Genomic DNA, 13,789 nt, shown 5'->3' on the forward strand with positions numbered 1-13,789 from the left:
CATGTTGCCATGCCAAACCGATGTGAGCCCGAAGGCTCACACTCAAAGCCATTACCAGCGGTAATGAGCAAACGCTTTGTTCGCTTCTGCCATACGATGCACGTCTTCGCGCTTCTTAACAGCAGTACCTTTGTTTTCAGATGCATCTAGCATTTCACCTGCTAGACGTAAAGCCATAGATTTTTCACCACGCTTACGTGCAGCTTCAACCAACCAACGCATTGCTAACGCATTACGACGAACTGGACGCACTTCACATGGAACCTGGTATGTTGAACCACCAACACGGCGAGATTTAACCTCTACCGCTGGGCGAACATTTTCCAGAGCAGTTTCAAGGATAACTAGGTGTTCTTCGCCTTTCTTATCAGCAACAACATCTAGCGCCTTGTAAATGATTTTTTCTGCAACAGACTTTTTACCGTCTTGCATTAGTACGTTGATGAACTTAGCCAACAACTCACTTTTAAATTTTGGGTCTGGTAGGATTTTACGTTGTCCTACAACGCGACGTCTTGGCATAACTATTCTCCGTATGCTTCAGGTTGTTTCCAAAACTGGAATAACAATTGTTTAGTTTGGCCTTACTAACTTAACGGAAAGTTAAGACTTAGGACGCTTAGCACCGTACTTAGAACGGCCTTGGCGACGAGCAGTTACACCTGCACAGTCTAATGCGCCACGAACGGTGTGATAACGCACACCTGGCAAATCTTTAACACGACCGCCACGGATCAAGATAACACTGTGCTCTTGAAGGTTGTGGCCTTCACCGCCGATGTATGAAGTAACTTCAAAACCGTTGGTTAGACGCACACGCGCTACTTTACGTAGAGCAGAGTTAGGTTTTTTAGGTGTAGTAGTGTAAACACGAGTACAAACACCACGCTTTTGTGGGCACGCTTCCAACGCAGGCACATTAGTTTTAACAACTTTAGGCTTACGAGGCTTACGTACCAACTGGTTAACAGTTGCCATGTAATAGCTCCAATTTCTGTTGAGTTTCCCCAACATAAGGTGTGAAAAATCTATATCCCACAAGGGTGGGACGCGGAATTTTAGAAAGCAAATGCCTAACTGTCAAGAATTAGCCACTTTTTCTCATTATTTTTCCAATAAAGTGAAAAATAATTAACTCATTATCTTCTCTGGCTGCGATTAGAGTGACCTATTACTCATCAATCAATGCGTGGGATTTTATGACAGCTCAAACTGCTAATTCTGTATCAACACAACAATCTTGGATCACAGTTTCAGCCGAAGTGTTCAATGAAGCACTAGCACCGGCATTTTCCGGAGCTATGGTTGCTGGCCCAATAGGTTTTACCGTTGGAGCTGCAACTGCCGCTACCTTGTATTACGTTCAAAAGCAGCACCCAGAGCTTGCAGATTCCAGTATTTTCCAGTTTTTTAAACATGGGGTAAACATTGGGGCTCCATTCCTTACCGCTGTTGTTACTGGGCAAACATGTTTAGCCGTTGAAACAGGTGTGCTTAATATCGATCCTGAAGTACTAAATCAAATGAGCCCACTCACGGCTTTTATGCCGGGTAAACTTCCTCCTTATGAGCCAACTTGCATAGGTGTCAATGCGTTAAAATCCGTTCTACCTTACGCAGCCAGTAAGCTTACAACCTATTTATTCGATAACCTTAAAGTCAAAACGGCTTCCAATATGATTTTTACTCCATTTGCTGGTTTTTATGCATATCAACTTGAACAAATCATGTTTAATCCAGCAATGAAAAGTTTCTTTAACTAAAAAGCAAAAAAGACGCCAATTGGCGCCTTAAAATCAACGTAATATTAATGACCGATATTACGAACCAGCAAGATTCAGAAGATCAGCCAAGTTCTGCTCAGCTTCGCTGGCAGAGATTGGTGCTACTTCTGTTTCTTCTTCGGTAGTCGCTTGGTTACGGTTCTGATGATACGCATAACCGGTACCCGCTGGGATCAAACGACCCACAATCACGTTCTCTTTCAGACCACGTAGGGTATCAGACTTACCGCCTACCGCTGCTTCGGTCAATACACGGGTCGTTTCTTGGAACGATGCCGCTGAGATGAACGATTCAGTTGCAAGCGACGCTTTAGTGATACCTAATAGGTCACGTTCAAACGTTGCAGGAGCTTTACCTTGTGCTTCAAGTTCACGGTTAGCAATCTTAACGCGAGATACTTCCGCTTGCTCACCAGGTAGGAACTCAGAGTCACCCGCTGATGTGATAGTACACTTACGCAGCATCTGGCGAATGATCACCTCGATGTGCTTGTCGTTGATTTTCACACCTTGCAGACGGTATACGTCTTGAACTTCGTTGACGATGTAGTTCGCAACATGGTGGATACCACGTAGACGCAGAATGTCGTGTGCCGCTTCTGGACCATCGGCAATCACTTCACCCTTCTGAACTTTTTCACCTTCGAACACGTTCAGGTTACGCCACTTAGGGATCATCTCTTCGTAAGTGTCGCCACCCTCGGTAGGAGTGATTTGTAGACGACGCTTACCTTTGGTTTCTTTACCAAAGGCGATGGTACCTGAGATCTCTGCAAGAATTGCAGGCTCTTTAGGCTTACGCGCTTCGAACAAGTCAGCAACGCGTGGTAGACCACCGGTAATATCGCGAGTCTTCGACGACTCTTGTGGAATACGTGCTAATGCATCACCAACGTTCACATCATCGTTATCTTCCAAGTTAACTAGTGCTTTACCTGGTAGGAAGTATTGAGCGACAACGTCAGTACCTGGGATCATCAAGTCGTTACCGTTAGCATCCACTAGGCGAACCATTGGACGTAACTCTTTACCCGCAGAAGTACGTTCTGCTGCATCGATGATTTGGATAGAAGATAGACCGGTTAACTCGTCAGTTTGACGGTTCATGGTCACGCCTTCAATCATGTCAACAAACTTGATCTTACCCGCCACCTCAGAAATGATTGGGTGAGTATGTGGATCCCAGTTTGCGATGATTTGACCAGCATCGATTGCCGCATCTTCTTGCGCTTCAAGAACAGTACCGTAAGGAACCTTGTAACGCTCTTTCTCACGACCCATCTCATCGATGATCGCAAGCTCAGATGAACGAGATACAATTACCAACTTACCTTCGCTGCTAGTAACGTATTTAGCGTTATGAAGCTTCAGAGTACCCGCGTTCTTAACTTGAACGTTGTTCTCTGCAGACGCTCGAGATGCCGCACCACCGATGTGGAAGGTACGCATCGTAAGCTGCGTTCCTGGCTCACCAATTGATTGAGCTGCAACAACACCAATTGACTCACCTTGGTTGATGATATGACCACGAGCCAAATCACGACCGTAACAGTTAGCACATACACCAAAGTCGGTATCACAGCTAATTACAGAACGAACGATAACTTCATCAACAGATTCTTGTTCTAACTTGTCACACCATGCTTCATCAAGCAGAGTATTGCGAGGTGCAAGTACATTTTCAGTACCTGGGTAGAATACATCTTGTGCTACTACACGACCTAGTACACGCTCACGTAACGGCTCAACAACGTCACCACCTTCAATCAGCGGCTTCATTACTAGACCTTCGTGAGTACCACAATCTTCTTCGATCACAACCAAGTCTTGAGCAACGTCTACTAGACGACGAGTTAGGTAACCCGAGTTTGCTGTCTTCAATGCGGTATCGGCTAGACCCTTACGCGCACCGTGGGTTGAGATGAAGTACTGAAGTACGTTTAGACCTTCACGGAAGTTCGCCACAATCGGCGTTTCGATGATAGAACCATCCGGTTTCGCCATCAGACCACGCATACCCGCTAGCTGACGGATTTGAGCCGCACTACCACGAGCGCCTGAGTCGGCCATCATATAGATGCTGTTGAATGACGCTTGCTTCTCTTCTTCACCGTCACGGTTAATAACGGTTTCAGTAGAGAGGTTCTCCATCATCGCTTTCGATACTTTTTCGTTGGCCGAAGCCCAAATATCGATCACTTTGTTGTAACGCTCACCCGCGGTTACCAGACCAGATTGGAACTGCTCTTGGATTTCGCGTACTTCAGCTTCAGCATCAGCAACAAGCGTGTACTTTTCATCTGGGATAACCATGTCGTCGATACCTACAGAGGCACCAGACAAGGTCGCAAAGCGGAAACCAGCGTACATGAGTTGGTCAGCGAAGATAACTGAGTCTTTAAGACCAAGCTTACGGTAACAGGTGTTCAGAAGCTTAGAAATTTGCTTCTTACCCATGTTTTGGTTTACTAAATCGAATGACAGACCTTTCGGTAAAATTTGTGACAGAAGCGCACGACCTACAGTGGTATCAACGATACGTGTAGTCTCTACTTCATCACCCGCGTCATCGAACTCAACTTCTGTGATACGCACTTTAATACGAGAGTGCAGTTCAACAGACTTAGTCGCGTAAGCTTTTTCTACTTCATCAGTCGACATGAAGGCCATACCTTCACCTTTACCGTTGATTTTCTCACGGCTGGTGTAGTACAGACCCAATACCACGTCTTGTGATGGAGTGATAACAGGTTCACCGTTTGCAGGTGACAAAATGTTGTTGGTTGACATCATCAACGCACGCGCTTCAAGCTGCGCTTCTAGCGTTAATGGTACGTGAACCGCCATTTGGTCACCATCGAAGTCAGCGTTATACGCCGCACACACCAATGGGTGCAGTTGAATTGCTTTACCTTCGATTAGTACTGGTTCGAACGCTTGGATACCCAATCTGTGAAGTGTTGGTGCACGGTTAAGTAGCACTGGGTGTTCACGAATGACTTCGTCTAGAACGTCCCAAACTTCACCCATTTCACGCTCTACCATCTTCTTCGCCGCTTTAATGGTTGTGGCTAGACCACGACCTTCTAGCTTGCCGTAGATGAATGGCTTGAATAGCTCAAGTGCCATCTTCTTCGGAAGGCCACATTGGTGCAGACGTAGAGTAGGACCAACGGTAATTACCGAACGACCTGAGTAGTCAACACGCTTACCAAGTAGGTTTTGACGGAAACGACCTTGCTTACCTTTGATCATATCAGCCAAAGATTTCAGAGGACGCTTGTTCGAACCTGTGATAGCACGACCACGACGACCATTATCCAGTAGCGCATCCACAGACTCTTGCAGCATACGTTTTTCGTTACGTACGATGATGTCTGGAGCAGCTAGGTCTAAAAGACGCTTCAAACGGTTGTTACGGTTGATCACACGACGGTATAGGTCGTTCAGATCTGAAGTCGCAAAACGACCGCCATCCAGTGGTACTAGAGGACGTAGATCAGGTGGAAGAACCGGCAGTACTTTTAAGATCATCCACTCTGGCTTGTTACCAGAAGTAAAGAAGGCTTCAAGTAGTTTAAGACGCTTGGTGATCTTCTTACGGCGAGTTTCAGAGTTGATAGATGGCAACTCTTCACGCATTTCTTCAATGTCTTTTTCAACGTCAATAGCGCGTAGCAGATCAAGGACTGCTTCTGCACCCATTTTCGCTTCAAATTCATCACCGTACTCTTCTAGCGCATCAAGATACGCTTCTTCAGTCAGCATTTGACCGCGCTCAAGGCTAGTCATGCCGCCTTCAGTCACAACGTATGATTCGAAGTACAGTACACGCTCGATGTCACGTAGCGTCATATCCAGCATCAAACCGATACGAGATGGCAGTGACTTCAAGAACCAAATGTGGGCAACTGGGCTTGCCAGTTCAATGTGACCCATACGCTCACGACGTACTTTAGTCTGGGTTACTTCAACGCCACACTTTTCACAAATTACACCACGGTGCTTCAAACGCTTGTACTTACCACACAAACATTCGTAGTCTTTTACTGGGCCGAAAATACGAGCACAGAATAAACCTTCACGCTCTGGCTTGAAGGTACGGTAGTTAATGGTTTCTGGCTTTTTAACTTCACCAAATGACCAAGAACGGATCAAATCTGGCGAAGCCAGACCAATTTTGATGCCTTCAAATTCTTCGGTCTTGTTCTGTTGTTTCAGAAACTTTAATAAATCTTTCACGTTTCTCTCCTGAAGGAGTTAAACCGGGTGCCCTGCACAGCAGGACACCATTCATTCAGCCAAACGACGGCTGGGCCATCGCTTAAACCTGATCTAACTCGATATTGATACCGAGCGAACGGATTTCCTTCAGTAATACGTTGAAGGATTCTGGCATACCAGGTTGCATCTGATGGTTACCGTCGACGATGTTCTTATACATCTGAGTACGACCGTTCACGTCATCCGACTTAACCGTCAACATTTCCTGTAGGGTGTAAGCAGCACCGTAAGCTTCCAGTGCCCATACTTCCATCTCACCGAAACGCTGACCACCGAATTGTGCTTTACCACCAAGCGGCTGCTGAGTAACAAGACTGTACGAACCAGTTGAACGGGCGTGCATCTTATCGTCAACCAAGTGGTTCAGTTTAAGCATGTACATGTAACCAACGGTTACTGGACGCTCAAACTCGTTACCGGTACGACCATCATATAGCGTTACCTGACCTGAAGCTGGTAAGTCAGCAAGCTCAAGCATCTGCTTGATCTCTTTCTCTTTCGCGCCATCAAATGCTGGAGTCGCGATAGGTAGACCTGTCTTCAAGTGTTTCGCTAGGCGCACAACTTCATCATCAGTGAAGCTATCGATATCGACTTTTTGCTGTAGACCTTCGCCCAGCTCGTACACCTCTTTGATGTAACCGCGAAGCTCGGCCAATTCACGCTGCTCTTCAAGCATAGCGTTGATCTTGTTACCGATGCCTTTCGCTGCCGCACCCATATGAACTTCCAGTACCTGACCGATATTCATACGCGATGGTACACCCAGTGGGTTCAATACGATATCAACAGGGTTACCGTGCTCATCGTATGGCATATCTTCGATTGGACAAATCTTCGAGATAACACCTTTGTTACCGTGACGACCTGCCATCTTGTCACCAGGTTGGATAGTACGTTTAACCGCTAGGTAAACCTTAACAATCTTCAGTACGCCAGGTGCAAGATCATCACCTTTCGAGATCTTACGACGCTTGATGTCTAAACGGGTTTCGAAGTCTGCTTTTAGCTCAGCGTGCTGCTCAGCCAATTGCTCAAGTTCGGTTTGCTTGCCTTCATCGCTGACTACTTCTTCAAGAAGAACTTTACCAGCTACCCCTTCAACGTTAACGCCTGCACCTTTAAGTAGGTTACGAGCACGATCGAAAATGCCTTCTTCCAAGATTTGGAATTCTTCAGACAAGTCCTTACGAGCTTGTGCCATGTGCATTTCTTCAATTTCAATCGCACGCTTGTCTTTTTCAACGCCGTCACGAGTGAATACTTGAACATCGATGATGGTACCTTTTACAGAGTTAGGTACACGTAGCGAGCTGTCTTTAACGTCAGACGCTTTTTCACCGAAGATGGCACGTAGCAGTTTCTCTTCTGGAGTCAGCTGAGTTTCACCTTTAGGGGTTACTTTACCCACTAAGATGTCACCGCCTTTCACTTCAGCACCAATGTAAACGATACCTGACTCATCTAACTTAGACAGTGCAGACTCACCTACGTTTGGAATATCAGCCGTGATCTCTTCGCTACCAAGCTTAGTGTCACGAGCGATACAAGAAAGCTCTTGAATGTGAATGGTTGAGAAACGGTCTTCTTGTGCTACACGCTCAGAAATTAAGATCGAATCCTCAAAGTTGTAACCATTCCAAGGCATGAAGGCGATACGCATGTTTTGACCCAGTGCTAAATCACCTAAGTCAGTCGATGGGCCGTCAGCCAGAACGTCACCTCGAACCACAGGGTCGCCAACAGAACAACATGGACGTTGGTTGATACAAGTGTTTTGGTTCGAACGGGTGTACTTAGTTAGGTTATAGATTTCAATGCCCGCTTCACCCGCTTGCAATTCGTCTTCGTTAACCTTAACTACGATGCGAGAAGCATCAACATAATCAACCACACCGCCACGTTCAGCTTTAACAACAACACCAGAGTCAACCGCTAGCGTGCGCTCGATACCCGTACCGACAAGTGGCTTTTCAGCAACTAGCGTTGGTACTGCTTGACGTTGCATGTTCGCACCCATCAATGCACGGTTTGCATCATCGTGTTCTAGGAATGGAATCAACGAGGCTGCAACAGAAATGATCTGTTGTGGCGATACGTCCATATACTCTACTTTGTCAGCAGGCATAAATGTAGATTCACCGCGGTGACGACACGCCACTTGCTCTTCTACTAGACGACCATCAGTATCAACTTCGATGTTTGCCTGTGCAATAACAAAACGACCTTCTTCAATCGCAGATAGGTATTCCACTTCGTCAGTGATCACACCGTCAGTCACTTTACGATACGGAGTTTCTAGGAAACCGTATGGGTTAGTGCGTGCGAATGATGCCAACGAGTTGATAAGACCAATGTTTGGACCTTCAGGTGTTTCAATCGGACATAGACGACCATAGTGAGTCGGGTGTACGTCTCGAACCTCAAAACCAGCACGTTCACGGGTTAGACCACCAGGACCTAGAGCCGAGATACGACGCTTGTGAGTTACCTCAGATAATGGGTTGTTTTGATCCATGAACTGAGACAGCTGCGAAGAACCAAAGAATTCTTTAACGGCTGCTGAAATTGGCTTAGCATTGATCAAATCTTGTGGCATCAGCTCAGCTAAATCGCCAAGGCTTAGACGCTCACGTACTGCACGCTCAACACGTACTAGACCAACACGGAATTGGTTTTCAGCCATTTCGCCCACAGAGCGAATACGACGGTTCCCCAAGTGGTCGATATCATCCACTTCATCGCCACCGTTACGGATTTCAATGATCTTCTTCATTACCGCAACGATATCATCGTTAGACAGCGTACCTGCGCCTTCTTCGCTTTCGATGCTTAGACGACGGTTGAACTTCATACGACCGACTTTCGATAGATCATAACGCTCTTCGGTGAAGAACAAGTTACCAAATAGCGCTTCTGCCGCTTCTTTGGTTGGTGGCTCACCTGGGCGCATCATACGGTAGATTTCTACCAATGCTTCTAGACGGTTAGCGGTTGGATCTAACTTCAAGGTGTCAGAGATATAAGCACCGGCATCAAGCTCGTTGATGTATAGGGTGTCCACTTCTTTGATACCTGCAAGCGATAGGTTCGCTAAGTCTTCTAGGCTGATTTCAGCGTTGGCTGAAACCAATACTTCGCCTGTATCAGGATCGATGTAATCTTGTGCCGCAATCTTGCCAACAATGTACTCAACTGGCACTTCAAGCTCAGTGGTGTTGGTCTTAGCTAATTGGCGGATATGACGAGCGGTAACACGTTTACCGGCTTCAACCAGTACGCTACCTTCTGCGTCTTTGATGTCAAAACTTGCCGTCTCACCACGTAGGCGATCTGGAACCAGTTCCATCATTAATGAGTCTTTCTTAACTTTGAACTGAACTTTGTCAAAGAATAAGTCTAAGATTTCTTGCGTCGAGAACTCAAGTGCACGAAGGATGATCGTTGCAGGCAGTTTACGACGACGGTCGATACGTACGAATAACGCATCTTTTGGATCGAACTCAAAGTCCAACCATGAACCACGGTAAGGAATAACGCGCGCATTATAAAGTACCTTGCCTGAAGAGTGGGTTTTACCACGGTCGTGATCAAAGAATACACCTGGAGAGCGGTGCAACTGAGATACGATCACACGCTCTGTACCGTTGATAACGAAAGTACCGTTACCGGTCATCAATGGGATATCACCCATGTAAACATCTTGTTCTTTGATGTCTTTAACCGTACCGGCCGCCGCTTCGCGATCATACAGAACCAAACGCAGCTTCACGCGCAATGGCGCAGAATAGGTAACACCGCGGATCTGACATTCTTTCACATCAAATTCAGGCTCACCTAAGGTGTAGCTTACGTATTGCAGCTCAGAGTTACCTGAGAAGCTCTTGATGGGAAAAACGCTACGGAATGCAGCTTCTAAGCCGCGCTCACCAGTTGGATCTTGATCGGTGAATTTCTTAAAAGAGTCTAACTGAATAGACAATAGATACGGAATGTCCAACACTTGTGGACGTTTACCGAAATCTTTACGGATACGCTTCTTTTCAGAATAGGAGTAAACCATGGGGTTCCTCTGATTTAACAGATATGACCAACACTGAATGGGTTGTATAAACACCATCAGCACGTTTGCCCATCACCGTTGTTACAGCCTTAGCCAGTAATCTCTGCTAAGGGTGTAGATACCATTTGTAACCATCAATACTTCAATGGTAAATGGCATATCACCAGCCAACTTCTATACCTAACGACTGGTAAAACTTGTGGCGATAAACGGTGAAAAATTCGCCTGCGCTTTAGCGCAAAAAAGCCAGCGATCAAAAAACCGCCAGCCTACACTCAATTTTTATTGAGTGAGTAAGTCTATATTAGAACTTACTTGATTTCTACTTGAGCACCAGCTTCTTGTAGATCTTTAGCTACTGCTTCAGCTTCTTCTTTAGAGATGCCTTCTTTAACAGCAACAGGTGCAGACTCAGCCATACCTTTAGCTTCTTTAAGACCTAGGCCAGTTGCGCCACGTAGAGCTTTAATTACAGCAACTTTGTTGTCACCGTGAGAAGTAAGAACTACGTCGAACTCAGTCTTCTCTTCAGCAGCAGCACCTTCACCAGCACCACCAGCAACAACAGCAGCAGCTGCAGATACGCCGAACTTCTCTTCCATTGCTTCGATTAGTTCAACAACTTCCATTACTGACATTTCAGCAAAGGCTTCTAAGATTTGATCTTTAGTGATAGACATTAGAAATATTTCCTATTGTTCTGAATTCAATTTTGTTAAGCGGCAAGCAAATAATTATGCTGCAGCTTCTTCTTTTTGATCGCGTAGAGCGGCCAGTGTACGAACCATCTTGCCAGCTGAAGCCTCTTTTAGAGTCATCATTAACTGTGCTAGTGCTTCTTCGTAAGTCGGCAGTTTCGCTAAACGATCAATATCAGTTGCAGGGATGAAATCCCCTTCAAAGGCTGCGCCTTTTACTTCAAATGCTTCTTGCTCTTTAGCGAAGTCTTTTAAAAGACGCGCTGCAGCACCTGGGTGCTCGTTAGAGAAAGCAATCAAAGTAGGACCGGTAAAGCTTTCGCTTAGGCACTCATAGTCAGTACCTTCTACCGCGCGACGTGCTAACGTGTTACGAACAACACGTAAGTAAACGTTGTTTTCGCGAGCGGCTTTACGTAAACCAGTCATGTCACCTACAGTTACACCGCGTGAATCGGCAACAACTGCAGATAGCGCACCTTTGGCAACTTCGTTGACTTCAGCAACAATCGCTTTCTTGTCTTCGAGATTTAATGCCATTGGCTTTATGCTCCTGGATTCTACCTAGGGTCTACCCCTAGTATTAACCATACTGAATCTCATGATTCAGTGACTCTTGGTGCAGATGATCCAGCAGAAAAAATTCTATCTGGGGCCTGACACCATCTACGCAGGATAAGTAATAAAACTTGATTAAGTCTTGCGACACCTACGGTCTTGGATGGAAACCTGTATACGCTCGAGCTTAATACAGGCTTCAACCCTGACTAATTCATGAGATTTACTCTGAATTAGGGGCGCAGATTATAAATCAATCGACGCCATTTGTATAGTGAGTAAATATACATTCCTCACTACGAAATCATTAAGCGATTTCTAAAGAACCTTGCTCTACTGTTACACCTGCACCCATAGTGGTTGAGATAGTAACTTTCTTCATGAAGGTACCTTTTGCAGAAGCTGGCTTTGCTTTCTTAAGAGCAGCCAATAGTGCTTCTAGGTTCTCTTTCAATTGAGCTGGTTCGAAGTCCACTTTACCGATGGTAGTGTGGATGATACCGTTCTTGTCGTTACGGTAACGGATTTGACCTGCTTTCGCATTCTTAACCGCTTCAGCAACGTTAGGGGTAACAGTACCAGTCTTAGGGTTAGGCATTAGACCACGTGGACCTAAGATTTGACCTAGTTGACCAACAACGCGCATTGCATCTGGAGAAGCAACTACTACGTCGAAGTTCATTTCACCTGCTTTAACTTGAGCAGCTAAGTCGTCCATACCTACAAGTTCAGCGCCTGCTTCTTTAGCCGCTTCTGCGTTAGCACCTTGAGTGAACACAGCAACACGAACTTCACGACCAGTACCGTGTGGTAGTACAGTTGCACCACGAACGTTTTGATCTGATTTACGAGCATCAATGCCTAGGTTAACAGCAACGTCTACACTCTCAACGAACTTAACCGTCGCTAATTCTTTAAGAAGTGCTACAGCTTCGTTGATTTCGTAGTTTTGAGTCGAATCAACTTTTTCACGGATCACGCGCATGCGTTTAGTAAGCTTTGCCATTGTATTAACCCTCTACTACCAAACCCATTGAACGTGCAGTACCTTCGATAGAGCGAACTTTCGCATCTTCGTCAGCACCCGTCATATCAGCCGCTTTGATCTCAACGATTTCTTCTAGTTGAGCGCGAGTGATGGTTCCCACTTTTTCAGTGTTAGGACGACCTGAGCCAGATTTGATCTTAGCTGCTTTCTTAAGTAAGAAAGACGCAGGTGGAGTCTTAGTTTCGAAAGTGAAAGAACGGTCGTTATATACAGTAATAACAACTGGGATTGGCATGCCCTTTTCCATCTTTTCTGTACGTGCGTTAAACGCTTTACAGAATTCCATGATGTTCACACCTTTTTGACCTAAAGCAGGACCAACTGGTGGCGATGGGTTGGCAGAGCCAGACTTTACTTGTAGCTTGATGTAGCCATCAATTTTCTTAGCCATTTTGACTTTTCCTCAGTTTGGGTTCAAACGCTATTCTGCGACATGCAGACAGCTCCCCGTAAAACAACGGATGAGGATTATATAGAAATCCGCATCCGCATACAAATCTAATTTGTGCTAAATTTGAGCGCTGTTTATATACCAATCCGCATTCAATAGTGATCGCTCAGCTGCAGCTAAAGGCTTTCAGAGCGAGGGTCAAGTTTGAAATACTATCGGGATAATATAAAAACTTGCAACGAAGCTATGGAAGCCTTTAGCACAGCCCTTCGGGAGTGTGCCAGTGGCCCAATTACTGTCAAAATTTCTTTGCCATAGAGTGGCTATGACTGCACAAATTTTGTTTGTACTTGAACCACTGGCATCACTCTGAGTAGATCACGTTTGAGTGCAGATTGGTATTACTCGAATTTAGTTTTTCTCAACTTGGCTGAAATCCAATTCAACCGGAGTAGAACGACCAAAGATCATTACTGATACTTTCAGGCGACTCTTCTCGTAATCCACTTCTTCAACCGTACCGTTAAAGTCAGCGAATGGACCATCAGTAACGCGAACCACTTCACCTGGCTCAAACATTACGCGATGCGTTGGAGACTCAGTGGTTTCAGCAAGGCGCGCTAAAATCTTGTCCGCTTCACGGTCAGTAATAGGCGCAGGGCGATCAGAAGTACCGCCAATGAAGCCCATTACACGAGGAATGCTTTTCACTAAGTGCCAGCTTTCATCGTTCATTTCCATTTGGACTAATACATAACCCGGGAAAAATTTACGTTCGCTTTTACGGCGTTGACCAGCACGCATTTCAACCACTTCTTCTGTAGGTACTAATACCTCACCAAAGTAGTCTTCCATATTGTGCATTTTAATATGTTCAATCAGTGACTTGCATACTCGGTTTTCATAGCCTGAGAACGCTTGAACCACGTACCATCTTTTTTTAGCTTCAGTCGCTTCTGTCAT

10 protein-coding genes are annotated in these 13,789 nt (G+C 45.6%); 1 reads left to right on the forward strand and 9 read right to left on the reverse strand.

Annotated features, from left to right (window positions below):
* Nucleotides 1-51: 51 nt before the first annotated feature.
* Nucleotides 52-522, reverse strand: coding sequence for a 30S ribosomal protein S7 (gene rpsG / locus D5018_RS12045; RefSeq protein WP_121839258.1), 471 nt, complete (start codon nt 520-522; stop codon nt 52-54).
* A gap of 81 nt (nt 523-603) precedes the next feature.
* Nucleotides 604-978 carry a 30S ribosomal protein S12 gene (gene rpsL, locus D5018_RS12050; RefSeq protein ID WP_121839259.1) on the reverse strand — a complete coding sequence of 125 codons (375 nt, stop codon included), beginning with the start codon at nt 976-978 and terminating at the stop codon, nt 604-606.
* 221 nt (nt 979-1,199) lie between these two features.
* Here rpsL and D5018_RS12055 point away from each other — a divergent pair, with 221 nt between their 5' ends.
* A complete protein-coding gene (locus tag D5018_RS12055) occupies nt 1,200-1,763 on the forward strand; it encodes a hypothetical protein (RefSeq protein WP_121839260.1) in 564 nt (187 codons plus the stop codon).
* 57 nt (nt 1,764-1,820) lie between these two features.
* Here D5018_RS12055 and rpoC read toward each other — a convergent pair whose 3' ends face one another.
* The 7 genes from rpoC to nusG all read right to left on the reverse strand — a co-directional run bounded on the left by rpoC (nt 1,821) and on the right by nusG (nt 13,789).
* The gene (gene rpoC, locus D5018_RS12060) at nt 1,821-6,026 is read right to left on the reverse strand and encodes a DNA-directed RNA polymerase subunit beta' (RefSeq protein ID WP_121839261.1); all 4,206 of its coding nucleotides are present in this window, start codon (nt 6,024-6,026) and stop codon (nt 1,821-1,823) included.
* Between the two features lie 82 nt (nt 6,027-6,108).
* A complete protein-coding gene (gene rpoB, locus D5018_RS12065) occupies nt 6,109-10,131 on the reverse strand; it encodes a DNA-directed RNA polymerase subunit beta (RefSeq protein WP_121839262.1) in 4,023 nt (1,340 codons plus the stop codon).
* 311 nt (nt 10,132-10,442) lie between these two features.
* Nucleotides 10,443-10,811 carry a 50S ribosomal protein L7/L12 gene (gene rplL, locus D5018_RS12070; RefSeq protein ID WP_121839263.1) on the reverse strand — a complete coding sequence of 123 codons (369 nt, stop codon included), beginning with the start codon at nt 10,809-10,811 and terminating at the stop codon, nt 10,443-10,445.
* Nucleotides 10,812-10,865: 54 nt separating this feature from the next.
* Entirely contained in the window at nt 10,866-11,369 is a 504-nt protein-coding gene (rplJ, locus tag D5018_RS12075) for a 50S ribosomal protein L10 (protein ID WP_121839264.1), read from the reverse strand.
* A gap of 325 nt (nt 11,370-11,694) precedes the next feature.
* Nucleotides 11,695-12,393: a 50S ribosomal protein L1 gene (gene rplA / locus D5018_RS12080; RefSeq protein ID WP_121839265.1), complete on the reverse strand. Its 699-nt coding sequence runs from the start codon at nt 12,391-12,393 to the stop codon at nt 11,695-11,697.
* 4 nt (nt 12,394-12,397) lie between these two features.
* A complete protein-coding gene (gene rplK / locus D5018_RS12085) occupies nt 12,398-12,826 on the reverse strand; it encodes a 50S ribosomal protein L11 (RefSeq protein WP_121839266.1) in 429 nt (142 codons plus the stop codon).
* A gap of 411 nt (nt 12,827-13,237) precedes the next feature.
* A complete protein-coding gene (nusG, locus tag D5018_RS12090) occupies nt 13,238-13,789 on the reverse strand; it encodes a transcription termination/antitermination protein NusG (RefSeq protein ID WP_121839267.1) in 552 nt (183 codons plus the stop codon).

It is taken from the genome of Parashewanella curva (assembly GCF_003675895.1).
GTDB classification, from domain to species: domain Bacteria; phylum Pseudomonadota; class Gammaproteobacteria; order Enterobacterales; family Shewanellaceae; genus Parashewanella; species Parashewanella curva.